Annotated in this window: 23 protein-coding genes; 13 read left to right on the forward strand and 10 right to left on the reverse strand. The window is 48.1% G+C overall.

Features of this window, described 5'->3' with window-relative positions; genetic code table 11:
* Positions 1 to 103 precede the first annotated feature (103 nt).
* Positions 104 to 358 carry a hypothetical protein gene (locus tag B9N86_RS01015; protein WP_208917366.1) on the forward strand — a complete coding sequence of 85 codons (255 nt, stop codon included), beginning with the start codon at positions 104 to 106 and terminating at the stop codon, positions 356 to 358.
* 175 nt (positions 359 to 533) lie between these two features.
* Positions 534 to 1,439: a GNAT family N-acetyltransferase gene (locus B9N86_RS01020; protein WP_210190628.1), complete on the forward strand. Its 906-nt coding sequence runs from the start codon at positions 534 to 536 to the stop codon at positions 1,437 to 1,439.
* Between the two features lie 58 nt (positions 1,440 to 1,497).
* On the opposite strand, the gene B9N86_RS01025 is transcribed toward B9N86_RS01020, so the two are convergent.
* From B9N86_RS01025 to B9N86_RS01035, 3 genes are all read right to left on the reverse strand, one after another.
* The gene (locus B9N86_RS01025) at positions 1,498 to 3,363 is read right to left on the reverse strand and encodes an LTA synthase family protein (protein WP_208920031.1); all 1,866 of its coding nucleotides are present in this window, start codon (positions 3,361 to 3,363) and stop codon (positions 1,498 to 1,500) included.
* 223 nt (positions 3,364 to 3,586) lie between these two features.
* Complete coding sequence (locus tag B9N86_RS01030) at positions 3,587 to 4,276, reverse strand: CidB/LrgB family autolysis modulator (protein ID WP_208917368.1); 690 nt, start codon at positions 4,274 to 4,276, stop codon at positions 3,587 to 3,589.
* Positions 4,273 to 4,644, reverse strand: coding sequence for a CidA/LrgA family protein (locus tag B9N86_RS01035; protein ID WP_208917369.1), 372 nt, complete (start codon positions 4,642 to 4,644; stop codon positions 4,273 to 4,275). The genes B9N86_RS01030 and B9N86_RS01035 overlap by 4 nt, the downstream gene beginning before the upstream one ends.
* Before the next feature lie 127 nt (positions 4,645 to 4,771).
* Here B9N86_RS01035 and cidR point away from each other — a divergent pair, with 127 nt between their 5' ends.
* The 7 genes from cidR to B9N86_RS01070 all read left to right on the forward strand — a co-directional run bounded on the left by cidR (position 4,772) and on the right by B9N86_RS01070 (position 14,272).
* Complete coding sequence (gene cidR / locus B9N86_RS01040; protein ID WP_208917370.1) at positions 4,772 to 5,662, forward strand: cidABC operon transcriptional activator CidR; 891 nt, start codon at positions 4,772 to 4,774, stop codon at positions 5,660 to 5,662.
* Between the two features lie 214 nt (positions 5,663 to 5,876).
* Positions 5,877 to 7,478 carry a catalase gene (locus tag B9N86_RS01045; RefSeq protein ID WP_425298593.1) on the forward strand — a complete coding sequence of 534 codons (1,602 nt, stop codon included), beginning with the start codon at positions 5,877 to 5,879 and terminating at the stop codon, positions 7,476 to 7,478.
* 149 nt (positions 7,479 to 7,627) lie between these two features.
* Complete coding sequence (locus tag B9N86_RS01050) at positions 7,628 to 8,668, forward strand: oxidoreductase (protein ID WP_208917372.1); 1,041 nt, start codon at positions 7,628 to 7,630, stop codon at positions 8,666 to 8,668.
* Between the two features lie 109 nt (positions 8,669 to 8,777).
* On the forward strand, positions 8,778 to 9,572 hold the full coding sequence (gene pdaA, locus B9N86_RS01055; RefSeq protein ID WP_208917373.1) for a delta-lactam-biosynthetic de-N-acetylase: 795 nt from the start codon (positions 8,778 to 8,780) through the stop codon (positions 9,570 to 9,572).
* A gap of 139 nt (positions 9,573 to 9,711) precedes the next feature.
* On the forward strand, positions 9,712 to 12,000 hold the full coding sequence (locus B9N86_RS01060; RefSeq protein ID WP_208917374.1) for an ATP-dependent DNA helicase: 2,289 nt from the start codon (positions 9,712 to 9,714) through the stop codon (positions 11,998 to 12,000).
* A 537-nt stretch (positions 12,001 to 12,537) separates the two neighbouring features.
* Positions 12,538 to 13,596 (forward strand): ribosome small subunit-dependent GTPase A, encoded by a 1,059-nt coding sequence (gene rsgA, locus B9N86_RS01065; protein ID WP_208920032.1) that lies wholly within the window; start codon positions 12,538 to 12,540, stop codon positions 13,594 to 13,596.
* A gap of 100 nt (positions 13,597 to 13,696) precedes the next feature.
* Positions 13,697 to 14,272 carry a MarR family winged helix-turn-helix transcriptional regulator gene (locus B9N86_RS01070; protein WP_244562919.1) on the forward strand — a complete coding sequence of 192 codons (576 nt, stop codon included), beginning with the start codon at positions 13,697 to 13,699 and terminating at the stop codon, positions 14,270 to 14,272.
* A 149-nt stretch (positions 14,273 to 14,421) separates the two neighbouring features.
* On the opposite strand, the gene ccmA is transcribed toward B9N86_RS01070, so the two are convergent.
* From ccmA to B9N86_RS01100, 6 genes are all read right to left on the reverse strand, one after another.
* Entirely contained in the window at positions 14,422 to 15,144 is a 723-nt protein-coding gene (gene ccmA, locus B9N86_RS01075) for a heme ABC exporter ATP-binding protein CcmA (protein ID WP_208917376.1), read from the reverse strand.
* Positions 15,137 to 15,958, reverse strand: a complete 822-nt coding sequence (locus B9N86_RS01080) for an ABC transporter permease (protein ID WP_208917377.1) — start codon at positions 15,956 to 15,958, stop codon at positions 15,137 to 15,139. Before B9N86_RS01080 ends, ccmA begins: the two co-directional genes overlap by 8 nt.
* An 18-nt stretch (positions 15,959 to 15,976) precedes the next feature.
* Positions 15,977 to 16,561, reverse strand: coding sequence for a nitrous oxide reductase accessory protein NosL (locus B9N86_RS01085; RefSeq protein ID WP_208917378.1), 585 nt, complete (start codon positions 16,559 to 16,561; stop codon positions 15,977 to 15,979).
* On the reverse strand, positions 16,558 to 17,901 hold the full coding sequence (locus tag B9N86_RS01090; RefSeq protein WP_208917379.1) for a right-handed parallel beta-helix repeat-containing protein: 1,344 nt from the start codon (positions 17,899 to 17,901) through the stop codon (positions 16,558 to 16,560). Before B9N86_RS01090 ends, B9N86_RS01085 begins: the two co-directional genes overlap by 4 nt.
* Positions 17,902 to 17,978: 77 nt before the next feature.
* Positions 17,979 to 18,620 (reverse strand): response regulator, encoded by a 642-nt coding sequence (locus B9N86_RS01095; RefSeq protein WP_208917380.1) that lies wholly within the window; start codon positions 18,618 to 18,620, stop codon positions 17,979 to 17,981.
* The gene (locus B9N86_RS01100) at positions 18,589 to 19,452 is read right to left on the reverse strand and encodes a sensor histidine kinase (protein WP_208917381.1); all 864 of its coding nucleotides are present in this window, start codon (positions 19,450 to 19,452) and stop codon (positions 18,589 to 18,591) included. Before B9N86_RS01100 ends, B9N86_RS01095 begins: the two co-directional genes overlap by 32 nt.
* A gap of 192 nt (positions 19,453 to 19,644) precedes the next feature.
* Between B9N86_RS01100 and B9N86_RS01105 the strand changes: the two genes are divergently transcribed.
* Positions 19,645 to 20,943, forward strand: coding sequence for an NCS2 family permease (locus B9N86_RS01105; protein WP_208917382.1), 1,299 nt, complete (start codon positions 19,645 to 19,647; stop codon positions 20,941 to 20,943).
* 174 nt (positions 20,944 to 21,117) lie between these two features.
* Here the strand turns inward: B9N86_RS01105 and B9N86_RS01110 are convergent, their stop codons facing one another.
* A complete protein-coding gene (locus tag B9N86_RS01110) occupies positions 21,118 to 22,677 on the reverse strand; it encodes an FAD-dependent oxidoreductase (RefSeq protein ID WP_208917383.1) in 1,560 nt (519 codons plus the stop codon).
* Between the two features lie 269 nt (positions 22,678 to 22,946).
* On the opposite strand from B9N86_RS01110, the gene B9N86_RS01115 reads away from it, so the two are divergent.
* Genes B9N86_RS01115 through B9N86_RS01125 form a run of 3 tightly spaced genes read left to right on the forward strand, consistent with a single transcriptional unit; the run spans position 22,947 to position 26,522 of the window.
* The gene (locus B9N86_RS01115; RefSeq protein WP_208917384.1) at positions 22,947 to 24,305 is read left to right on the forward strand and encodes a spore germination protein; all 1,359 of its coding nucleotides are present in this window, start codon (positions 22,947 to 22,949) and stop codon (positions 24,303 to 24,305) included.
* Positions 24,298 to 25,416: a GerAB/ArcD/ProY family transporter gene (locus B9N86_RS01120; protein ID WP_208917385.1), complete on the forward strand. Its 1,119-nt coding sequence runs from the start codon at positions 24,298 to 24,300 to the stop codon at positions 25,414 to 25,416. Before B9N86_RS01115 ends, B9N86_RS01120 begins: the two co-directional genes overlap by 8 nt.
* Positions 25,413 to 26,522: a Ger(x)C family spore germination protein gene (locus tag B9N86_RS01125; RefSeq protein WP_208917386.1), complete on the forward strand. Its 1,110-nt coding sequence runs from the start codon at positions 25,413 to 25,415 to the stop codon at positions 26,520 to 26,522. Before B9N86_RS01120 ends, B9N86_RS01125 begins: the two co-directional genes overlap by 4 nt.
* Positions 26,523 to 26,575: the final 53 nt, after the last annotated feature.

Consider the following 26,575-nt stretch of genomic DNA (forward strand, 5'->3'; position numbering starts at 1 on the left):
ATTACCATCAACATAATTCGACCTGAATTTTAAAGGTTCAAGCAGCATGTGCTTTAAAATCAGAAAAATATGAGCAGTCTGTAGACTGAATTTGGTCAAACGGGTGGATATCAGATACATTTGGCGCGGTGCAGCAGACAGAATCCGTTCCGGTACGGGACCGGTCGGTATCGGAGCTGGTGCGACGCGACTGCTCTTAGCCAGTGCCAATTCCTGTGATGGAACAGCGGATTTGGATTTATCCTCCCCACTAATGGGAGTAAATGAAGCCAAAACACTCAAGCCAAGTGCCACATACACGAATCTGCTTATCCTTCGTATGGGGTCCAATTCGTATGTCTCACTCCTATTAACTTAATGGGCGTTACCTTGTAATAAACTTTAATATTGTCGTTTGACTATATTATTCGTAATATATTTATAAAAAGAAAAACCATGCTGAAAAAAAGGTATATGTTATCTATAATAAGAAAAAGTAAGTGCACATGTCAAATGGCGCCATATGGAGAGCTTCTAATCAACCATTTTGGCATGTGGACGAAAAGGAGATCACGATGGAAATTCATTTCAAACGAGCAAGTGAAATTCCCGCAGATAAGTTGCTGGATATTTGGAACGCGTCTTTTGAGGATTATCTGGTCAATATGAGTATGGGACTGAATCTGTTTATTCGCCGCGCGGCCTTTGAGGAATTGGACTTCGAGGGTTCCGTTGTCATGTATGTGGATGATGAGCCCGCTGGATTAACGATGAACGGTTACCGGAAGTATGGGGAAGAGTGGAAAGTGTGGAATGGGGGCACCGGTATCGTTAAATCCCGGCGAGGCCAGGGGTTGGGGCGACATTTGATCGAAGCAAGCCTGAATACATACAGAACACGCGGTGTGAACACTGCTTTGCTGGAGGTTTTTGTACAAAATGAACCGGCTGTACGCCTCTATAAATCATGCGGCTACGAAGAAATTGAAAGACTTCGTTTCATGTCTTGTGATGAAGATTTGGAAGCTTCCATATTCGGTAGCGATGATCCGGGATTTCGCTATAAGACAGGAGTTCCTTCGGAAGTTGGCGCTTTGGATTTCTATGATCATAGCGGCCCGTGGCAGACGCATTGGCAGTGTCTTAAGGGAGGGCAGTCCTTGATTCTGTCGAATGGGCTGACCCCACTCGGATATGCTCTTTACCGTAATGACTTTGATGAGGCCGGCAAGCATGTGTCGGTAGTTGTAACGAATATCGGCGTTCATCCGGATGTGGAGAACCCGGAAGACGTCTTGAAGGCGCTCCTTCGTTATGTGATGAAGCCGGAAGAGCAGGGGCTGAAGCGCCATGCTAACCATGTGCGTTCGACTCGGCCGCTTCTTGGCAGTCTTCTGGATCAGGCCGGATTTACAAACACCTTTGAGCTGCTGCATATGAAGCAGGATATGCACAGGTGACAAAAAACAAGGGGCGTCTCTACAGGTCATCAAGACCTTGGAGATGCCCCTTACTTATTTATTTACTGCTGTGTTCCGGTAATTGCCGCAAGTAGCTATCCGATAGATGAAGCAGCTTAAGCGCCCGGTCAAACTCGTCTTTGGAAGCTTTTGTTGCCTCCTGTGAGGTGTGCGGCAACGGGTGGAGAGTGCCGTCCTCAAAAGTGTTGCCTGGCATAAACAAGGTTGTATTGTTAATGAACGTCCCGGAAGGCAGGTAATAGCGTTCCGGTAGCAGGTTGTAATCCTTTTGGTTCAATAGATCCTGGCCAAAGTGCAGCTGATCATCTAGTGATATGCCAGTCAGGTTGGCGATCGTTGGTAAAATGTCCACCTGGCCGCCGATTGGTTCCATAACTTCAGGCTCGATGTATCCTTCGCTATGGATCATAAGCGGAATGTTGATCATGTCAGCAGACACATAATCACGGCCGTATATTTCTTTCATAAGTTCTTTATCTTTATTATCCAACGAATAAATCGGCAGACCTAAATGGTCTCCGTATACGATGACGAGACTGTTGTCCCAGATGCCGTCTTTTTTGAGTAGCTCGATAAACTGGCCCAGTGCGTAGTCCGCGTAGTTCTGAGAGCGGATATAATCGCCTACAAAGGTCCCTTCATATCGCTCCGGCAGCGTCATCTTATACTTGGATTCGGGAATCGTAAACGGATGATGGGCGGTCATGGATAGGACATGGGCATAAAAGGGATTGCCGGACTCGCTCATTTTTTTAAGCTGTTCCGCTGTTTTTGTATATAACACCTCATCGGAGGAGCCGAAAAATACTTTATCGGGCTCACCGAAGAAATCTTTATCGTAATATTGATCAAACCCGAGTGCCTTATACAGCTCACCGCGGTTCCAGAACTCTACAACATTCGTATGGAATGTAGCGGACTGATAGCCGTCCTTCTTCAGCATCTTAGGCAGGCTTGGCAGCTGCCTGTCCGCATAGTGCTGGGCGGCTGCTCCGCGCGGTGGGATATAAAAGGACGTATTTACAACAAATTCAGCATCGGACGTATTGCCTTGACCGACGTTTTGAAAGAAATTCGGGAAATAAAGGCTTTCATTAGCCAGCTTGTTCATAACCGGTGTAACTTCCTGACCGTCCAGTTTCAAATTTATTAAGAATTGCTGGAATGATTCCATCTGGATGATGATGACGTTCTTTCCTTCAGCAACCCCCTGATATGCGGGAGTGGATACGGGAGTAATTCCTTTTAGTTTATTGACTTCGTCCTGGTTAATGGACTTGGCGTCTGCCAGCTCCGTATCATCCTTCTGGAAGATGGTGTAGGCCTCATAATTGAGAATTCCCATCTCCTGTGCTTTGACAGTTTCATTCATGCTGGCACGGTTAGGGAGAATTTGGAACAGACAGATGACTAGGGAAATGACGAACATCGTCGACGCAAAGGAACGTCTCCCTTTTTTCGAATGTTTCTGTTTCCAGGTCTTGATCCGGTCGCTTCTCCAGAAGAGAACGAACAGCACGATAATGTCTGTGAAGATCAGCAGAAAATACGGGTCCATGAGTGAGAAAACACTGTTGCTGACTGCAGTCACCTGATTTACCTGCTCCAGAGCATGATAGGTTACGATGACACCGTAATATTTATAGTACATAATGGCTGCGAAAAAAATTGCGGTAAGGAGCAGGTTTACGGTCATGTAAGCTGCCATCTTGCGTTTGGAAGCGAACCATTCGATCAGGCTGAACACTAACCAGATGAAGGGGATCTCGGTAATAAGCGGACGCCAAGGTATTATATCATCAAAGATTACCATCCAAGCCAGGTAGCTTTTAAGCAGCATAATGACTGAGAAAAAAATAAATGGTCTTGTAATCGTTAACCGAAACCGGTTCGATGCGAACACCAGTACCGCCTTCCTTTCAATCCGCAAGGGGGCTGATGGATTCAACACAACCTCGCGTTTTCTTATAATTTTTGTAAAAGGATGAACAAAATCATTATGCCTTCTATTGCACATGGTTGTCAAAGACACAGGGCACACGTTCACGATTTCATCCAACAAAAATATAGATTAAACAAAAAAAACCGGCTTAGAAAGCCGGTGGAGGAAAACTTGTTGAATATGGTTAGAACAGAAATGACATTAAGATCGGTGCAGCACCGAGTGTGAACAGCGCGGCGAGTATCATGGAGATACTTGAAATGGTCCCTGAAAGGGAACTGAACTCGAACGCTTTGGAGGTACCCGTACCGTGAGCACTTGTTCCAAACAAGATCCCGCGGGCGATATCGCCCTTGATCCTAAACACTTTCATAACGGACGGGCCGACCATGGAGCCGAGGATACCGGTCATAATGACGAATACGGCCGTCATGTTCGGAACACCACCAATCACTTGGGAAACGTTCATAGCAATCGGGGTGGTAATAGATCTCGGTACGAGGCTGGTCGTCAGGGAGCTGCTTAGATGCAGCCATTTGGCAAAAAAGGCTGACGATATGATCGCCATAACCGATCCGGAGACGACACTGACCATAATTTCGGCCGCGTGTTTTTTGAGTGTCTGAAAATTTTTATATAGGGGTACAGCAAAAGCTACCGTTGCCGGCTGCAGTAGATCGCTGAGCCACCCAGCTCCTTCGTTATAAGCTTCATAGGAAACCCCGGTCTGCGTCAAAATGATAATAATGGCGATTGGGGTGATCAGGAGCGGAGATAAATACACTTTTGATTTTCGTTGATACAGCTTTTTGGCAGCCCAGTAAATGATTGCAGTCAGGGGGAGGCCAAACCATGCCAGCCAGGATAATGTCATGGGTTCTTCCGCTCCTTTCGTCTGGATATAAGTGTAGCCATCAGCCCGGAGCTGACCATAACGGTCACCGTGCTAAGTAATACGACAGCGAGTATTTGAATCCCGTCGCTCTTAAGCATCGGGAAATAGTTCATGACACCAACAGCAGCCGGAATAAAGAACAGTAACAGTTCAGCAAGCAGCCAGCTGGCTCCAAGCTCAATCCATTCCAGGCGGATCACTTTGGTTTCTAGCAAAATAAACACGAGTGCAATACCTAAAATGCTGCCAGGTATGCTTAGATTAAGCAGTCCGGCCAGTTTATCCATGAGTATAGAGATAAGCATGAAACCGGCCACTTGGAGACTTCCTTTGATGATTTGTTTCACGACCGGTCTCTCCTTTCTTTTCATCGTTAATGAAAATTTTACAACAATAACTTTCATAGGTAAAATGCATATATCGAATCAATGTCATTCCATTTAGTAATACATGACATGTAGAGGGGGCTTTTTTTTGGACATCCGGCATTTACAGTACTTTTTGGAAGTAGCGCGTCTTCGCAGCTTTACTAAAGCAGCAGAGATGTTGTACATAACCCAACCGACGATCAGCAAGACGATTAGAAATATGGAGGATGAGTGGGGAGTTACCCTCTTTCATCGGCAGGGAAGGGGTATCGAGCTTACCGATGCGGGCCGGATTATGTATCAGCAGGCACAACAAATGGTTGAGGCCTTTCAGCGGGTTTCGGACGAGCTTGAGGATCTGATGAATTTGAAGCGGGGACATTTAAGAATCGGACTACCGCCAATGATCGGTTCCAGCTTTTTTCCGGAAGTGATCGGGCAGTTTCATCATAAGTACCCACAGATTACGATCCAGCTCATTGAGGATGGAGCCAAGAAAGTGGAAGCGGACGTGGAGAGCGGGCAGACCGACATTGGCGTTGCCGTGCTGCCGGTAAACGAGGAAGTGTTTCACTATTATTCGTTCATTCAGGAGAATTTACTTCTTCTGCTCCATCCGTCTCACCGGCTTGCTGGACGTGATTCGGTTTCCCTTGTGGAGCTGGCGGATGAGCCCTTTGTATTGTTTCGAGAGGACTTTACACTGCATGACCGGATTATCCGGGAGTGCATCGGAGCGGGATTTGAGCCGCATGTCGTATACGAAAGCTCGCAGTGGGATTTAATCAGCGGGATGGTTGCGGCCAATCTGGGCATTGCGTTGCTACCGGAGACAATATGCAGAGAAATCGATGCTTCGCGTGTCACGATCCTTCCATTAGATAATCCGTCCATACCATGGCAGCTCGGCATGGTATGGCGCAAGGATCGGTACTTGTCCTTTGCCGCCAGAGAGTGGATTTCATTTACCCGCTCCCTGCTTGGGGAGAAAGGGTAAGAGGAAGGCTCAAGAAGCCTTCTCGCCTTCAATAGGCGGGGAGGTTTCTTTTGTTATGAGCATGAAAAACTGTAGTAAATGAGAATATCTAGATGTTCATACATTTTGATGCGATGGATATAATATCCATAGTAAAGAACGTAGCGACTCGATTTATTTTGCAAAGGAGATGAATGCAGTGAAAGATCAGGAGTTTACAGAAGGTGGTCGGCAGTTGGATCAGGACCGGGAGAGCTATTCCCGAAATGCCGGGGAAACGGAGCAGCACAACACACTGACAGACCGTCAGGGCCATCCGATTCATGATAACCAAAATGTGAGAACGGTTGGTAACCGCGGTCCTATGACACTGGAGAACTACCATTTTCTTGAGAAAATCACTCACTTCGACCGGGAGCGTATACCGGAGCGTGTCGTTCATGCCAGAGGTGCAGGCGCGCATGGCTACTTTGAGGCATACGGCAAAGCGGGTGACGAACCGGTCTCGAAATATACCCGGGCAAAACTGTTCCAAACGCCAGGTAAGCGTACCCCGGTGTTTGTTCGTTTCTCAACCGTGGTTCACGGCTCGGGTTCTCCAGAAACACTTCGCGATCCTCGTGGCTTTGCTGTAAAGTTTTATACGGAGGAAGGCAACTGGGATCTGGTGGGTAACAACCTGAAAATCTTTTTTATACGCGATCCGTTGAAGTTCCCGGATATGGTGCATGCATTCAAGCCGGATCCGGTGTCGAACGTTCCCGGACCGGTCGGCATGTTCGACTTCGTCTCCCGATCACCGGAAGCGACACATATGATTACATTTGTGTTCTCCCCTTGGGGGATTCCGGCAAACTATCGTCAAATGCAGGGCTCCGGTGTAAATACATATAAGTGGGTGAATGCGGAAGGTACCGGAGTTCTGGTGAAGTATCACTGGGAGCCAATCAAGCAGGGCATCAAAAACCTGACCCAGAAGGAAGCAAATGAAATTCAGGGAATGAACGACAGTCATGCGACACAGGACCTGTACGAGGCGATTGAGCGCGGTGATTATCCGGAATGGGAACTGTGCGTTCAAATTATGAGTGATGACGACCATCCGGAGCTGGAGTTTGATCCGCTGGATCCGACAAAGTTGTGGCCTGCCGATCAGTTCCCCTTCCTTAAAGTAGGGAAAATGGTGCTTGACCGTAATCCAGAAAATTATTACAACGAGGTGGAACAGGCCGCCTTCGGTACAGGTGTGTTGGTGGACGGACTGGACTTCTCGGACGACAAGCTGCTTCAGGGCCGAACGTTCTCCTATTCCGATACCCAGCGTCACCGGGTAGGGACGAATTATTTGCAACTGCCGATCAATGCTCCGAAAAAAAGGGTGGCGACGAACCAACGAGGCGGTCAAATGCAATATTTTGTAGATAAAGCACCGGGTCAAAGCCCGCATGTGGATTACGAGCCGTCCATGACGGACGGTTTGAAGGAAGCCCAGCAGACAGCGAAGCCGCATCAGCCGAACTATCATGCCAATCTCGTTCGCGAGAAGATTGATCGTCCGCTCGACTTTAAGCAGGCTGGAGATACGTATCGGGCATTTGAGAACTGGGAGCGGGATGAGCTGATCAGCAACCTGGTCGCTGCCTTGATCCAGTGTGATACCCGCATTCAGGAGGTAATGGTGGAATACTTCACGAATGCGGATGAAGAATACGGAAGACGGGTAAGAGAAGGTCTTGATCAAGCCAAGAAAGATCGCGGTAGTGACGCTAGCAAGAGCATACGGGATGAAGCGGTGCAGGATGCCGAGAGAAAAAGTCACGATGCTGATCCGTACTAAACAACAAAATATGAACGCCGCTCGCAGATACGATGGTCGGGCGGCGTTTTTTCTTTGCTGAGAGCGGAGTTGAAGTGCTAATATATATATTCTAAGAAGCCTATTGACAGTAAAGTATATTACATAAATAAGAAAGTGGTGGTCGAAAGATGACGATACAAGTGGGTATTATTGGTTATGGATTATCCGGCTCTACTTTTCATGCGCCTCTTCTTACGAGCATACCGGATTATCGAATCCGGGCAGTCGTATCTTCTAATCCAGATAAAGTAAGAAAGGATCTTCCCAGCACCAAGGTAGTTAGTCATGTGGATGAGCTGCTGCAGGATGAAGAAATTGCGGTTGTGGTGGTGGCCAGCCCGAATGCGACCCATTTTGAATACGCTCAAAAGGCAATCGAAGCCGGAAAGCATGTGGTTGTAGAGAAGCCGTTCACAGTCACTTCAGAGGAAGCGGACACCCTGATCCGTCTTGCACAGGAAAAAGGGGTTCTACTGACGGTGTACCATAATCGCCGCTGGGACAATGATTTTCTCACAGTGCGCAACTTGCTGGAAACCGGAGCCTTGGGCAAGCTTTCCGTGTATCAAGTGCATCACAACAGATACCGTCCGCTGGTTCAGCAGCGGTGGAAAGAACAGCAAGGACCTGGAGCGGGAGAGTTGTACAATTTGGGCTCTCACCTGATCGACCAGGCTCTGTTCCTGTTCGGTAAGCCGAAGACCGTATGGGCTGATATACGTGCTGAACGCGAGGGGTCGGAAGTTACGGACTATTTTCATCTTGTATTCGGATATGAGAAGTACCGTGTTATTTTGCATTCCGGCTCTCTCGTTCGGCAGGCAGGACCGCGGTTTGAGCTGCACGGGGATAAAGGCAGTTTCCTGAAGTATGGGCAGGATCCGCAGGAATCGCAGCTGAAGCAGGGAATGCACCCTGGCGATAGCGGGTGGGGAGAAGACCAGCCGGATCAGTACGGCGAGTTGGCAACGGAACTTAGCGGATTGGCTGTTCAGGGTGAAATCGAGACCCTGCCGGGAAGATATCAGGCATTCTATCAGGGCCTTGCTGAAGCGATTTTGGAAGGATCTGAGGTGCCAGTGAAGCCCGAGGATGCACGCGACACGATTTCCATGATCGAGTATGCCATAGAGAGCCATCGAAAGGGCTCCATAATCACCGTGTCCTGATCGGGCACATAAGTTTCCTCTGTTCGTGGGATAGTATGCTGTAATAGCCCTGTCATGACAAGTGACGGTGGGCGACCGACTATACCACGGAGAAGGAGAGTACAAAAGCATGAATAAACGTTGCGTTCTTCGAGTGACGTCTATAATTACGTTGTGTTTTGCACTACTGTTGACGTTTTCGCTCTCGGCTTTCGCATCGGGCAGCGGGCCTTTCCATTTCGGCTTTAAGCGAAGTGTGAACGGTAAGCTTCCGTCTATTGATCAGGAGGGCTTTAAAGAGCTCCTTAAGAAGCATGGCGCTGTCTTTATGGGAGATTCCAGCAAGAAAGAATTGTACATGACGTTTGATAACGGGTATGAAAATGGATTTACCGCGGGAATTCTGGATACGCTGAAAGCCAAAAAGGTGCCAGCAACCTTTTTTGTAACGGGCCATTATGTTAAGACGCAGACAGAACTTCTGAAACGGATGACAGCGGAGGGGCATATTATCGGTAACCATTCCTGGAGTCATCCAGACGTGTCCACGATTTCAGCGGAAAAGCTGACGGAGGAGCTCGATCGGGTAAAGACCGAGGTTACTAATGTAACTGGGCAAAAAGAGATGAAATACCTCCGGACACCGCGCGGAATTTTTAACGAGCGCTCTCTAGCCGTGAGCAAGGAGCTGGGTTATACGAATGTGTTCTGGTCGCTCGCTTACAAAGACTGGGACGTAAACGCCCAGCGCGGCTCCCAGTATGCTTATGAGAAAGTGACAGCGCAGCTCCACCCTGGTGCCGTCATGCTGCTCCATTCCATCTCCCGCGACAATGCGGAGGCGCTCGGTCGTATTATTGATGAAGCCCGGAAACAGGGCTACGAGTTTAAAAGCCTGGACGATATGGAGATAAAAGCGCCGTAACAGCATATATTTAGAGCGAGCACATTTCATGGCATATTATCAGTCATGAAATGTGCTCGTTTTATTTGCATTTTGCACCTCAGGAACGGATGTTTGGTATAATACGGACCAGAAGATTGTGTTCAAAAGGAGACCGCATATGCCTCATACCATTCAAATATCCGTAAGGCCGCTGGTAGAGTATGTCTTTCGCAGCGGAAGCATTACCTCCGGCTTTCGGACGGCGACAACGCTGACCGAGGGAACGAGAGCACATCAGCAGATCCAGCGAGAATACGGAGAACAGGATCAGAAAGAGGTCCATCTGGAAGCCGAAATTCCTTACGAGGATCTGATATTTGCTGTAGAAGGGCGCTGTGACGGCCTTATTGTGGGAGAGGGACCGGTCATGATTGACGAGATCAAGTCCACCTCCGGTAACCTTGACGACATCGGAGAGGATTCTTATCCGGTTCACTGGGCTCAGGCAAAAATGTATGCTTACATGTATGCCAAGCAGCACGGTGACGAGGAAATGGCCGTTCAGCTGACGTATTTTCAAATACCAGTCGGGAATATAAAAAGGTTCCAGCGTACTTTCGGCTTTGAAGAGCTGGAACGTTTTGCATTGGAGGTAGCGGAGGCTTATGCACCTTACGCTACCCTTCTGCGTGAGCATGCCAAGCGGAGGAACGCGAGTATACGTGATCTCGCATTTCCATTTCCCGCTTACCGGACAGGCCAGCGCAAGCTGATGGGCGCCGTATATAAGAGCATCGGAGAAGGCCGGCGTTTATTCGCCAAGGCTCCAACCGGCATCGGCAAGACGATTTCCACGCTATTCCCTTCTATTAAGGCAATGATGGAAGGAACCGTACAGCGGATCTTTTATCTCACTGCCAAAACGATTACCCGGACGGCGGCAGAGGAAGCCGTAGCACTCATGCAGTCCGGGGGATTGCATATGCATACTGTGACACTAACGGCGAAAGACAAAATTTGCTTTGGCGCGGAGGAAGGATGCGGACAAGAATCCTGTGTTTTTTCCGAGGGCTATTATGACCGCATCAACGGGGCAATACTGGACCTTTTGCAGCACGAGACGTCGATTACGCGCCCGGTCGTTGAGGCTTACGCACGTAAGCACCGGGTCTGCCCATTCGAATTCTCGCTAGATGCCGCTTATGCAGCTGACGCCGTTATCTGTGACTATAATTACGTGTTTGACCCGCGCGTCTCGTTCAAACGGATGCCGGAAGAGGTCAAGAAGCGGAGCGTACTTCTGGTGGATGAAGCTCACAATTTGGTGGACCGGGCACGTGGGATGTTCTCGGCAGAACTCAGAAAATCCATGTTTCTGGAAATTCAGCGAACCTTTAAGGAGATTAATCCGGGACTCTATCAAGCGGCGAAGACGGTAAACAACCGCTTTATTGTGTTCCGCAAGGTCAGCAACGAAGAAGAACGTATTGTGGGATCGCATCAGCCAGAGATGATGGATGAGCTGTTGGAGGACTTTGTCCTGCATGCCGAAGCCGAGCTGATGACCGGAAAAGGCGGGGAAGAGGTGGAGCAGCTGCTGGAGTGTTATTTTGCCGCTCAGGCTTATTTACGAATCTCCAAGCTATATGACGATCGGTTTGTAACTTATGCGGAAATGGACGGCAATGAGGTGTTCTTGAAGCTGTTCTGCCTGGACCCCTCGTTTTTGCTCCAACAGGCCGGGAAGAACTACCGCAGCACGGTGCTGTTCTCAGCGACCTTAACCCCGCTAATGTATTACAGGGACATGCTCGGAGCGGAGGAAGAGGACTACAGTCTCTCCATTCCGTCACCGTTCTCCCATGAACAGCTAGATGTCCGGTTGATGCCTACTTCTACCCGATACAAAGATAGGGATCGCAACAAGGACGCTATTGTCAATATGTTGGATAAGTTGGTGAAAGAAAAACCGGTCAATACGCTGGTATTTTTGCCTTCGTATCCGTACATGCAGGCTGTGTATGATGGCTTTACGGTGTTAAACCCAGGGGCGCGGACGCTGATTCAGGGTCACGCGATGCGGGAGGATGAGCGGGAGTCTTTCCTGGACTCCTTTCAAGCGGATGCCGAAGTGCCGTTGATCGGCTTCGCTGTGATGGGCGGTATTTTCTCGGAGGGGATTGACCTAAAAGGGGATCGGCTGGCCAGCGTCGTTGTTGTCGGCGTCGGGCTGCCTCAACTGTCCTTCGAGAATGATATTATCAAGGAGTATTTCGACCGTAATGAGAAAAACGGCTACGACTATGCTTATGTGTATCCCGGCATGAACAAGGTATTGCAGGCCGGGGGTAGGCTGATTCGTTCCGAAGAGGACCGGGGAACACTCGTATTGGTTGACGACCGTTTTCAGAATCGTCAGTACCATGCTCTTCTGCCGGAGGAGTGGCGGTATTACCGTAGGATATAACATCTGTTTTGAAGTGGTAAATGTTGACACATGGGGATGCCGGATCTATAATACGGATATACTTTTGAGAAAAGGAGGCTGATGTTAATGAAAAACTTGATGAAACGTATGTACACGTTAGCGTTGGTCTCTACGGACGGGGAAAGATAGTCGTTTAATTCGTGCCCTTGCGACGATGAAGGCAGGCATGAATTCTGATGACGGGCCGCAGGAGACCTTACACGGTTTCTCGCGGTTTTTTTCATTTCTAAGGTCGTCCTCTTTATCATGTGTGTGATTGATGAAGGGGACAGCTGCCTTGTGGAAAGCAAACCGCAGACAACATTCTGCGGTTTTTTTGAATTATAAGAGAGTATAAATTTGGAATTTTATACTTGGCTTATATTTCTCGAAGAAACGCCGCAGCCCTTAAAAAAGGACACTGAGGGCGTTTCTTCTTGCGTTTAACTATACCAATTGGATAAAGGGGTTATCGGCTTGAATCGTGAAACAGTAGAATTAACGAAGTATGGATGGAATCAACATTGGCAATCACTTATGGACAGTATGCAGGACCCTAATAAGCCGCTTGTTCCCGGCCGGGTTACAGCTCAATATTCTAAACAGTACCGAATCATAACGGAAACAGGGGAGAAAACTGCCGCAGTTACAGGGAAATATGAATACGAAGCATTAAGCCGCAGTGATTTTCCTGCCGTTGGGGACTGGATACTCGTAGAGCCTCTGCAGGGAGAGGCGAGAGCGGTCATTCACAGGCTTCTTCCGCGGGCCACGGCCATGACTCGTAAAGAAGCCGGGAGTGTGCCGGATGAACAGGTTATTGCGGCTAACACGGACACCGTATTTATTGTCAGCGCGCTGAATCAGGATTTTAACGTTCGAAAAATTGAGCGGTACCTGATCGCAGTATGGGAAAGCGGATCACAGCCTGTGGTGCTGCTAACAAAGGCAGACTTGTGTGATGACCCCGATGAATATGTATCACAGGTTGTATCTTCAGCGCCGGGCGTACCTGTACACGCGGTAAGCTCCGTGCTGGATCAGGGGAAAGAAGATATCTCACCGTACCTCATGCCTGGACATACGGTTGCGATTACCGGTTCCTCCGGCGCAGGTAAATCTACATTGCTCAACTGGCTTTCCGGCGAGGAGATCCAACGTGTTCAGGGTATTCGGGAAGAGGATGCCAGAGGAAGGCATACTACGACGCATCGGGAGCTTTTCCTCCTGCCAGGGGGAGCCATTATGGTGGACACACCGGGGATGCGGGAGCTTCAGCTGTGGGACTCAGCAGGTGGCTGGGGGGAGACGTTCTCGGACATTGAAGAGCTTGCCGGACTGTGCCGTTTCCATGACTGTCGCCATGAATCGGAAGCCGGCTGTGCCGTCCAGCAAGCGCTTGATGATGGAACGCTGGACCCGGGGCGCTTTACCAACTATAAGAAAACGGAAAAAGAGCTCGCATACCTCGCTAAGAAGGAGAACAGCGCTTCGAAGCGACAAAAAGAACATGGGCGGCCCCATTCATCTAAATCCCGGAGGGATAGAAGAGCAGGCGGATATTCTTTCTCGAATGACGGTTATGATTACGATTGATCGTTAAGGTATCGCTTTGACTTTAACCATTTTCAGTTGTATATTTGGGTCGCTTAATTAATAGGCATATTATCGATTTATGTCGAGAGAGAGGTGCGTCATGTCAGAGACAGACAAACGGCAAGCTTGCGGCTTCGCTAGCGAAGGGGATTCCAACCAAGAGGAGAAAGCTTTTGGCAGCGACGCTGCTGGAAGGCTTATGCATATCTTCAGTCTGTTCCGCAAGAAGAAGTGGGACCAAATATCGATTTCTGGATATACATCCGGTGAGATTAAGGTCCTGATGACGCTGAAATATAAGGAAAAATCTGATGCGGAGCAGGGTTTCGAGGAACGGTCTGAGGGTGGTCAAGGCCTCAAAGTGTCCGAGATCAGCAATTACATGCGGGTAACTTCACCGACGATCACCCAATTTATCAACGGATTAGAGGGAAAGGGTCTCGTAGAGCGTGTCATGGATGAGAAGGACAGACGCGCGATCCGTGTCAAACTGACGGGTGAAGGAGAGGAAATCGTCCGTCAGGCGCATGAGGCGTTCAAGGTGAATTTCAGAGGCCTGGTCGCACATTTGGGAGAAGTGGAAAGCGATGAGCTAACCCGGCTGTTAACGAAGGTATACCAATATATGAGTGAGACTGAAATCAAGTTGAACTCGTCAGAGACGAAGAAACAATAGAGGGGATGGCCAGTTCAGCGCTACACACGAAGTAGGCTAACCTAACACGAAAAAAACCACCGTAGGGTGGTTTTTTTGTTCACCATTTTGCAAAATTCGATTCCAGTGTTTCATGGATCATATATTGATGAAGAAGAAGTTCGTTTGGATCAATATACTGCGACCAGATCGGAGAAAGCTCCATATAAGCCGCCGGCATTCCGGTACTGCTGCTTCAGCTGGTCTGCACTTCCAGAATACCGGACCTGGCCGGCATCTAGAAAGATGACCTGATCAGCCGTCTGTTCTGCAACATTTAACTGGTGAGTGGAGAACACGATGGTCTGTCCTTCCTTCGCGTTTTGTCGCACAAGAGCAGAGAAGGAATCCATCCAGAACGGGTCAAGCCCGTTGGTGGGCTCATCCAGAATAAGCAAAGGGGGCTTGGCCAGCATGGCCTGGGCAAACAGCAGCCGTTGACGCATTCCTTTGGAGTAGGCCGACACTTTCTTATGCCCGAACTCCTTAAGTCCGGTCATCTGAAGCAACTCCGTGACCCTCTCTTTGGGTGCGTTTCTTAAGGAGGCGTAGAACTGTAGTGTCTCCTGAGCGGTTAGGGCATCCCCAAACTGAAAATCATCCGGCATATAGCCGATGCTGTCCGCATAGGTTTTCCGGTCTTTAGCCCACTGCAACCCGTTTACCCGGATGGTTCCTGCAGTGGGCTTAACTATGCCGGTTATCATTCGAAGAATGGTACTTTTCCCGGCACCGTTACCGCCGCATAGGGCGAGCACATCGCCGGGCTCCAGAGAGAAGCTGATAGGCTGGACAATGGTCTGTGTCTTGATTGATTTGGTCACCTCTTCGAGCTGAAGCACCTTGTCAGACATGTCTTCTCCCCCTCTCAAGCATAAATACAGCAGCCAAGAACATAACGACTATCCACACAATACATACGAACAAAAAAGTGACGGTTCCCTCAGGCTGATACATCCAATTAACCCATTTATAATATTCCGGCCCAAGGACTGAACCGCCGCCTAGTTTAATGACCAGAAAGAGCCGGGAAATCTCTGCCGGGTTTAAGAACTCAAGCAGAAGGAGTAGCGGTTTGATCAGCGTGTACGGAACCAGGCCTAGCACGGCAATAAGCAGGGTTGGCCAGCCCAGAACGAAGAAGAACCAGATAGCTACACTGTAAGTTAACGCTTGCCAGCGGTTTTTGCATAGGGTCCCGATAAACATAGCCGCGCCGAGAAACAGAAGAACAAGCAGCACAGAGAACATGAGAAACAGCATAAACGATTTCCATGTATAGGAATGGGTAACCAACGAGCTGATGATCCCAGATAAGCCGAATCCAATAAATACGATGATGAGCAGAACATACGTCATTCCCGTGAATTTTCCCATCAGATAGGCGGATGAACTCAGGGGATACGTCGACAATAGCTGCCAACCGCCTTCTTCTTTCTCCGCCGTAATAGAGAAGGAACCAAGTAACAGCGTCATGAGTGGGAGCAGGTAAAGAATCAGGTTGATCATCGCACCGGTCGTTCCGGAATAATCTACAGTTCCCTGCTGGGACTGTATGGCCAGGAGTGCCAGACTAAACAGGGCGAACAGGACCATGAAGGAATAAGACCAAGGGTTTCGAAAGCCAAGCTTGATTTCGCGTAGGGCGATCACCCTTATGGCGCGCATATCAGGGAATTCCTCATCTTATTTATGTTCCTTGTGTCCCGGGCTATCGTCTTTTCCCTCATGCTCCTGATCCTCATGAGCTTCACCCTCATGGTCCATGTTCCCATCATCGTGCTTCTGGTCGCCATGCATTTTTTTCATCATTTCTTTGTCAGACTCCCATTTGTGCCCGTCAAGGTTTTCACTGGTCATGATCTGTCCGCTGCCTTGTTCACTAACAAACTTTTCAGCATCGGCTTTTTCCGCAAAGGAAATGACCCCATAAGCCATTGGAGTTCGAATGCTCTTGTCATATATGTAAGTGGCATTTTCCAACAGGATCCATGCTTTTGTATGATAGTCTCTTACAAACTGGGCTCCGATTTGCTCGGTTCCATTTTTTTGCTTCCAGAGGAACAGATCGCCCAGGTCGTCAAACTTCAATGTCTTTTTATCTTTAAGCTGGATTTGGACAGCGTACTCATTGTCCCCGACCTGCATTTGACAAACTTCGCACTTGTCCACATTTTCGTCGATGTCCGCGGCCTTGTATTCTTCCTTGCCACAGCCTGCGGAAATAGCTATCGTCAAGCATAGCGTAATTATGGTGAGCATTTTTTTCATGGTTTACTTCCCCCATACCGGTAAATTGAATATAAACTTATGGCCAGCAGCAGGACAGAGAGCGCTGCAATTTTGTAGTTAGCAGTGATCCCATCTCTGGCTGGAGCCTCCACCGGCTTCAGCAGGGGAGACATGTCTTTTAACCAGTCTTCCGTTCCGGTGTGAAACAGCTCTTCGAGAAATGGCAAGCCCGGCGAATGAAACAATAGCTGAAATGCGGGTACGGTTCCGGTCACTTTCAGAAAGAAAGGATTGATCTCATACGGAAGATCGCTGAATCCTGACCCGATCAGGTCGAGAACTTGGGCGTCGTCCCAGTAATTTCCGTCTACATTATTGTCCGGACTGTTCACAGATTGGGCAGGAACGACATTGGACAGAAATGTGTTGGCGCTTAACCGGTTGTCGTTCGAGTCCAGCATTTGCAATCCGATGAAATTGCTCGTCACCTGATTATGGGTCAGCTGGTTGTCCCGGGATTGCTGGATGAACAGGCCGACACGGTTCCCCTGCACTTCATTTCTTTCGATGATGGATTGGTTCACGTCATACAGCAGAAGCCCTTGAGAGTGGACATTGCTGTTCTGCTTCCTGAAATGGTTGTTCCGTATTTTTGCGTTGCTGACACTCATCACCATTGCTCCGGTCACGTTCATCAAGCCATTGTTGCTGCTCAAGAGCAGATCCTCCGTGAACATGAAATGAAAGCCGTAGCGTGAACGGGATACCTTATTTTCCTGCACGATTAATGACTTGCCTGACTCGACATAAATACCGTCCTGCATGAGATCAATCGTATTTCCCCTAATGGTATTGTCATCGGACTCGAACAGGTCGATTCCATTTCCCCTTAGGACCGTTGCTGGATCCCGGTTACGCATTTTCTCTCCGACGATGATATTGTCTGTCAGCACATTGTTATGAGCCGCCCGCAGGTGGATGCCGGAACCAAGCGTCTCTACTGTAAGAGAATGCAGTTTATTGCCGGATGAACCGACAAGGACAGCCGGAACTGCAGCATTTTGATAAGAATGGACAACGGTCAGGCCGTCCAGTGTAATGCCGCCGGATTTCAGAGTCAGCGCAGGTTGTTCACTTTCGTTCACAATTTTGCCATTTTCCATCTTTAGTGTGAGCGGTTTATCAATTGTTACGGGCCCACTGTATGTGCCCGAGCCCAAATGCAGCACTTTCCCTCGCGGTGTTTTGTCGATCAGCGGCTGCAAGGCAATGACTTCTTCCTTAGCCCTAGCGGTACCGATCAAGGGAAGGATGGCCGTGATAAGAACTAGCAGCAGAATTACACAGAATGCCGTACGTTTAAGATTTATGGCATGCATCAATTTCCCCCTTCCGGTTCCAATGTTCCCTATCTATCCTAAAGAAATGCGCTGTTCATGGGTATGACTCGAAAGAGTCATTTGACCCAGCCCTGATCGTAGGCATAACGTGTCAACTGAACACGGTTATCGAGATGAAGCTTCTGCATAATATTTTTTAGATGGTTCTTGACCGTATGCTCTGAAATGATAAGATCCTCAGATATTTCCCGGTTTGTCTTTCCTTTGGCAACCTGCTCCAATATCTCTTGCTCCCGGGTCGTCAGCGGAGAATGCTCTGATGCTGCTACCGGCTTGGTGGAGAATTCCTTAAGCAATTGGACGGCAAGTTCGCGTGACAGGGGGGCTTCATCCAGAGCGATTGCCTTCAAATACTCCAGCCAGGCTTCTGGATTTAGATTTTTTAGCAGGTACCCTTGGGCACCTTTTTTTATAGCTTCGAACAGATCGGCGATGTCATCCGAGACCGTGACGATAATGATTTTGACATAGGGATAATCCCCTTTGATCTGCCGGGTTGCTTCTAGTCCGCTCATGTCCGGCATGTTAATGTCCATAAGGATCATGTCAGGCATATATTTTTCCGTATACAGGAGAGCTTCCTCTCCATTCCAAGCTTCTGCAACGATTTCAAACGCCGAGTCCATCTCAAGAATTTCCCGGATGCCTTGTCTTGCGTGTTTATGATCATCCGCGATTAGAATTCGAATGGGCTGCATAAGCGACATCCTCTCTTTTTTCAATGCATAAGATAGTCTGTTGACCTTCTCGGGATAACTTCATAAGCCATCCTAGCCTTTCGGCTCGTTCTTTCATAATTTTCAAGCCGAAGCGTTCGGGATACTCTAAAGGTTGTCCGGTAAAACCTTTTCCGTCATCCGTAATCAGCACCTTCCATCCGCCGGGTATATGTTCTCCTTCGATGGAAATGAGCTCTGCATCGGCATGCTTTCGTATATTTTGAAGCCCTTCACGGATAGAAGAGTATAGTTCAACCTTTTCCTTGGTCGAAAGATCTTCATCCCGAATGTTCCAATCTATGCGTACGCGCTGACCGCTCTCATCTTCAAACAGCTCGGCTAAATGTTGTATGGAACTCTGCCAGACAAGAGTTTCGCTTTGCGGAGGCTGACGAAGGCTGCAAATGGCTTGTCTTACGTATTCATTAATCTGCTGGGCCGTCATCCGCAGGCTGGTGTATAAGGTAGAATTTTCATTGTTATCGGTATTTTTAATGCGGTCAACTTTGACGGATAAAAGAAACAGGGATTGGGCGATTCCGTCATGCAGCTCCTGGGCTATAATCTCACGTTCTTGCAAAACAGTTTTAGCGGCTTGTTCTTTCAGCAGCTGTTGTTGGAGCTCTTCCATTTTGCCGAACAGCTTGAGCAGGAGCGTAATGCTAACGAGAAAAACGAGTATCGGCGCGAGCCAGTTCCCGAGTTCCATCGAAATATAGGGGAGCAAATATTCATGGCGGACAAACTCCCATACGCCGATCGTAAGCGTTGGAATAAATAGAATGAGAATTTTGATCATTTTATAATTCATAGGTTTCACCTTCGTTTCAGAATTAGTTGTGAGCCTTCATATAATCTAATTCCAAATGGCGGCTTTTTCAATTGCCCGATGGATCTAAACGCGAGACTGATTAGATTTATCATTTTGCGGGAAAATAAGTCGTTGTGTGATTTATCGTTTGTGCTCTACAATGGAAAAATCACAGCAAGAAGGGATGTTACCATGTTCAAGTTGAAAGAACGCAATACGACGATAAAAACCGAGGTGCTGGCGGGGCTTACGGTCTTTTTGACCGTGGCTTATATCATCATCGTCAATCCGATGATCCTGAAGGACGCCGGAGTACCTTTTGATCAAAGTTTTACAGCCACGATTGCTGCAGCTGTCATTGGCACCCTGTTCATGGCACTGTTTGCGAACTATCCGATCGTGATTGCGCCGGCCATGGGGCTGAACGCTTACTTTACGTATTCCGTTATCGGAGGACATGATATCCCTTATATGGTAGGTTTCTCGGCCGTATTTATTTCGGGGATTATTTTTCTGCTAATCTCTTTAACCTCGCTTCGTACGAAGCTGATTCAAGCGATTCCTGAAAACTTGAAACATGCGATTGCAGCGGGGATCGGGCTGTTTATTGCTTTTATCGGTATGCGATTGTCCGGTATTATTGCAGACCATGAGACCAATCTGGTCACACTCGGCGATTTTACGGAGCCTGGCGTGGCTTTGACATTGGTCGGAATCGCCGTAACGATCGCGCTTCTTGCCCTGAATTTTAAAGGTGCGCTGTTTCTCGGAATGATCATTACCGGAATTATCGCCTGGCTGACCGGTCAGCTGCATTTTGATCAAGGCTTTATTTCCATGCCGAAACTGCCCGAGGGCATTCTCGTGTACAACCCGATCACTTCGATCGGCGATGTTATTGAGTACGGGCTGTACAGTGTAGTGTTCTCGTTTCTGCTCGTCATGCTGTTTGATACGACAGGCGCCATGCTCGCTATTCTGAAGCAGGCAGGCCTGCTGAAAGACGGCAAGCTGGACCGTGCTGGAAGCGCCTTTGCGGCGGATTCTGTCGGTACCATTGTTGGCTCCATGTTCGGGACAAGCCCGACTGCAGCCACGGTGGAATCCGCGGCAGGTGTCGGAGCAGGCGGCAAAACAGGCCTTACGGGCATCACCGTAGTTGTGCTGTTTATCGCAGCGGCTTTTTTCAGCCCGTTGATCAGTTCGTTGTCAGGGGTGGCGGCTATTACGGCACCAAGCTTGATTATCGTCGGTTGCATGATGATCCGCAGCGTTTCGGATATTGAGTGGAACGATTTTGAAGAGGCGTTTCCTGCCTTCCTGGTCATTATCAGCATGCCGCTGACATCCAGTATCGCTAATGGTATTGCCCTCGGTTTCATCTCCTATCCGGTTATGAAAATCGCCAAGCGGAAGTTTCGTGATGTGCATCCGTTCGTGTATGTATTCGCGGTGCTGTTCCTGATTCAGCTTATATTTTTCGCACATTAGAGAGACTTAGAAAGACAGTTAGCTACGCTAACATTTCACATTTTCTGTAATGAATCATGCGCTTCCGTTGATGCGGCTGATGGATATGGAGATCTTATTGGATCTGGTTAAATTAGAAAAAAGGCAGGCTCATACGGACGGAAGTGTCCCCTTGAGCTTGCCTTTTTGGTTTGATTATTCGTAAGGATCTAGCTTTTTAAGCGGGTCAATCGCCGGACCCTCCAACACTTCACCGTCATATCTGTACCGGGAGCCGTGGCATGGACAGTCCCATGACCGCTCGCCTTCATTCCATTCGGTTTCACAGCCCAAGTGCGTACAAGTTGTATCGACCAGATACAGATTCCCCTGCTCGTCCTTATAGGCTCCGGCTCGCTGACCATTATGACGGACGACAGCGCCTTCACCTACCTGAAGCTCTTCAATATTGCTGTTGGTCATATCTACTTTGCCGGAAATAAACTCTTTGGCGACTCCGGCGTTTTGTACAATAAATGTCTTCAGCGCCGGGTCGGCATTGAATCGGGAAGGTGTATACAGTTCCGTGTAAGGATTGTCCTTGCCTAGAATCTGATCCGTAATGATCTTTGCGGCGGCCGCACTGTTCGTCATGCCCCATTTCCGGTAGCCGGTAGCCACCAGAATCCGGTCCTGCTTCGAGGTGATGGGTCCGATGTAAGGCAGCTTGTCCAAGGTAATTAGATCCTGTGTCGACCAGCGGAACGGGATATGGCGGGCGCCGAGGAGTTCTCCGGCAAACTTCTCCAAATTTTCGTAATGGCTGTGTGTGCATTCACTTTTGCCGGTTGGATGATTCTCGCCTCCGACGATCACCAAATCCTCACCGTTATAGGAGACAGATCTCAAGGAACGAGTGGGATTGTCGACACTCAGGTACATACCTCCCGGGTAAGCCTTATCCGGTTTCACAGCAAGGGCATAGGAACGCTCTATATGCAGTCTTGTAAAATAAAACCCCTTCCCCATCCCATCATAGAAAGGAAAGTGTGACGCGGACACGGCAAACTGGCATGTAATGCTGTGATTTCCTCGCTGGGTTTTGATCGTAATCGGCCCTTCGGTTTCCGCTTCGTCCCCGATAGCGGTGTTCTCGTAGATCACTCCACCCATCTTGAGGAATTCCTCAACCATACGCTTCAAATAGGCCAGCGGGTGGAATCGGTGCTGTCCCGGCATCTTAATCGCTCCGCGTACCGGTATAGGTAGCGGTATGGATTCCAGCCATTCTCCGGGAATGTCTAGCTTCTCATATGCCTTGAACTCATCCTCCAACTTTGATCGCATATTTTGCTCATCCAAAGTGTAAATATAGGCATCTTCCTGCTCCCAGCCGCAGTCAATGCCCCATTCACCGATCTGATTCCCGATAAAATTCATCGCTTCAATATTGGCATCATAATAGAGCCGTGCCTTTTCCTCGCCGAAATGCTGTATCAACTCATGATAGATCATACCGTGTTGTGCCGTTACTTTAGCGGTCGTAAATCCGGTGGTTCCGTCCAAAATCCGTCCGGCATCGAGCAAAACGACCTTTTTTCCTGCCTTTGCTAACAAATAAGCGGTAGTAATGCCGGTGATACCGGCACCCACGACAGCTACATCGGTCTCAATATCCTCCGCCAGCCGTGGAAAAGAAGGAAGTTCCGTTGTTGCTCTCCAAAGGGATTCCGGGTATTGCTGAAGTCCTTGCTCCATCCGAACCTGTTCATTCATTCTATTAAAGCCCCCTCTATGCAAAATGCATGCCATGATCTTATCTACCTGTCATCCATTATTACCACGGTCGGGGAAAAAGAAACGAGGCAAGCTTTAAGACAAGTCCATTTACTCCTTCCGGTTAAGTGTAAGGTTGTCCTTTCTGAATGAACACTAGATGGGATATTTGGTGCTTTACTAATAATTTGGCACTTATTTGCAAATCATACCCTCAAACAACTTGCCACGTGAAGCAGATTGATGATAAAGGGACGAGGTGATAGGGAATGGAAAGGCGAAAAGACAGCACGGAGAAGACCAAGCAATGGCTGTTGAACCAGCTTGAGAACGTTGGGGATCAGGAACAGGTTCATCTTACGGACGGCCGCGAGGAAGTCGAGCTTATTTACTTCAAAAGCATGTGTGACCCTACCTTTGTCAGCGAAAATTTGATCAACCGTTATTACGAAATTCACAATATGCAGGAGTATTGCGATTATATAAAGTCATATCCATCCAGTAATGAAGTGCAGGATGAGGATGAATTGCTGGAGAGTTTACTCAAGGGGTATGTAGCGGTATTTACCAAAGAGCATATTTATCTGTTCGATGCACTGCTGGTTGAGGGAGCAGGTGTATCGACGGCGGATACGGAAAATGTCATCCAGGGACCGACGGACTCCTTCACGGAAAATATAGATACCAACATGAATCTGATTCGGCGCCGCTATCAGACGGCACATTTGAAATCCGAATATCTGACTGTAGGTAAAATGTCCAAAACCCGTATCGCTATATTATATGATGATCGCCGGGTGGACCACTCTGTACTTAAAGAACTGAGAAAACGGCTGTCTATAATTGATGAGGATATTGTACAATCGGCATCGGAGATCGAGCGGTTCACGATGAAACCCAGCATGCGGCTGTTTCCTACCATGATGCTCAGTGAACGGCCGGACAGGACGGTTTTGAATTTGTCTCAAGGAAAAATTGCGGTTCTTGTCGATACGGATGGATACGTTATTCTGCTCCCAGCTATCTTTAATGATTTTTTTACAGCGATGGATGATCAGATTCAGCTGCCCCCAATCGGGTGGTTTCTTAAGGGTGTCCGATATATTGGCTTGTTCTTGACGGTGTTGCTGCCTTCTCTTTACGTGGCCTTTACCTCCTATAATCCGGAAATATTGAAGATGCAAATTACTTTGCTCATTGCAGGCAGCCGGTCGACCGTACCGTATCCGTCCTTCATTGAGGTTTTATTTATGCTGCTTGCGATGGAATTTCTGACGGAAGCAAGCGTACGTCTGCCTAAAGCAATCGGCCCTACGGCAACGACCGTAGGCGGTTTGATTCTGGGAACAGCAGCCACCGAAGCAGGTCTTGTCAGCAGCATCATGATCATTCTGGTGGCAGCCGTAGCGATTACGAACTTTGTTATTCCTGTAACCATGATGAGCTTCGGGATTCGAGTGTCGAAATACATATTTATCGGGCTGGCTTCATTATTCGGGTTGGTCGGGATCGTGCTTGGCATCATTACGATGATAATGTATTTGGCTAGTCTCCGTAGCTACGGCAAGCCATATTTGAAAATGTTCGCCGTGGACAAGAGTGCGAAGGAGGGACGAGGAAATGGTTAGAAGCACGTATTTCTTCTACCTCTTTCTGTTGAATGCGCTAATTAATCTGGTCAACTTTGTTCCGCGTACGCTCATCCAAGACCGGTTTCACGGCTCGGTCATGTCTCTAATTATTGCCTTGCCTATTGGCCTCTCACTGATGTTACTATTCGCTAGAATGATCTCTAAATTTCCGCAGCAGGGACTGCCAGAAATTATGAGCCGCTTCCTACCGAAATGGGTCGCCAAAGCATTGCTTATTGTAATGGGTTCTATTTGGTTCATGTCTAGTATTTTAACTCTAGTCGGTTTTTTGGACATGACGAACCGCTACATTAGTCCAGACGTTTCTCCTTTTGTCGTTCTGGTCGGTTTTCTTCTGGTGGTGGGCCTGAGTGCCCGGCTCGATTCCGAGTCGATTCTATATGGCTTGGAAATAGTTCTGTATATGACGGTTCCACTGATCGTTTATATGGTGTGGCGTGTATTCAGCAGTCCGTTTTACAGCTGGGACGCATCCAAGCAGGTTATCACCTACTTATGGGAGAGACCCAAATATCAGGCGCTTGCCAGTGCGACGTATGTGTTCACCGGTTATATCAACATGACTATATTTAACCGGGTTTTCGAAAAGCTTCGGATACGGCATATTTGGTTGTTTTTTATTGTGGGCCTCTGCACGCTTGTCATAGCTATGTTTTCGTCGATCGGATTTCTCGGTGCAGAGGGTGCCGATCAGCATGTGTATCCCTCCTTTTCTACGGTAGATTCTCTGCGGATTCGGTATTTTATTATCGAGCGGATGATTTATGTGTTTTATGTCGTCTACATGTGTTTGTCGCTCGTCAATTCAATTATTCATTGGCATGTGGCAAAAGAACTGTTAATGGGGGTATTCAGTAAAGCCTCTGTCCATGTGCCTAATGACTCCAAAAACATAAAAAAACGCCAGAAGACAGAATGGTGGATCTTGGCTGTGTTTTCCTGTATCGTATACGCTTTTGCACTGACTCTGGACCAATTCACGATGACCCAAATGGGTATTATTTTCCTGAATGTCCGTTTTGCGGGTGAATTTATCCTGCTTGGATTGATGTTTTACTTGGTTATGCAGAGGAGGAAGAGAGTTTGAAACTTCTCAGACGGATACTTGCTGCGTTATTGTGTTCTTCCCTACTGGTGACAACCGGCTGTGAGTTTCGGGACATTGACCTTCGGTTGTTCGTTGTTGCGATGGGAGTAGATTTGATCAAAGATCAACCCGATATGCTGCGTTTCAGTTTTAAGATGGAGATACCTACCGGAGATCCAAAGTCCGGAGAGGAGAAATCGATGGTCATTACCCAGGACTCTTCCACTGTAGCGAAGGCTGTTAGGGAGCTGAAATCCAAGGTAGATAAAGAGCTGGATTTTGGACATTGCAAAGGTATGATGTACGGAGAAGCTTATGCGCGCAAAAACATTCGTGGAATACAAGATTGGACGGTCCGTCGCCGGGATATGCAACTTCTCATGTATCCTGCGGTAGCTATACCTACCGCAGAAGCTGTTCTGAAAACCCAACCTCCCACGGAACGGATTGCTGGCACTTCTTTATTTTTGGCGCTGAGTGAAGACGGCACAGAATCCCCTTATATTATCAAGACATATTCTTTTGATCTGGCTCGCCGGATATCAGAGGAAGGGATGGACCCCATTTTGCCTGTCGTTGAAGTTCAAGGCGAGACGCTGATGAATATTAACCGCATGGCGCTGATGAACAAGGAGAAAGTGAAGGATATTCTGTCCCCTGAGGAAACCAAGTTGTTCAATCTGTTGTACCACAATAATTTGAGAAGTGACTTCAGTACAAAGCTGGATGGCAACCTATTTGAGATCAATGTTACTAGCACAAGAGCAGGTTACAATATTAAGACCCTCGAGGCAGGTAAGGAACGTATTCAATATAAAGTCCGGCTCGAAGGAATACTGGAAGAGAAGGAAGGAGGGGGGCAGCTGACGCAAGGAGAGGTTAAAGAGATTGAAAAAGCTCTGAGCAAAAATATTACTGATGATGTGACCAAGCTGCTTGTGAAAATCCGCAACACCGGTCTGGATCCGCTCGGATTCGGACTGCGTTACTATGGTACGCATTGGAACAACGAGACAGAGGTTAAACAATGGAAAGAGATGTATCCCCGTATCCAGTTCCTTGTTGATGTCCATACAAAAATCAGATCCTCCGGGTACAACCGCTGACGTTAAGCACTATCAATTGTGGAAGATTATGTTAAAATAAGAGTGGGTATCTA

It is taken from the genome of Paenibacillus uliginis N3/975 (genome assembly GCF_900177425.1).
Taxonomy (GTDB): Bacteria; Bacillota; Bacilli; order Paenibacillales; family Paenibacillaceae; genus Paenibacillus_AQ; species Paenibacillus_AQ uliginis.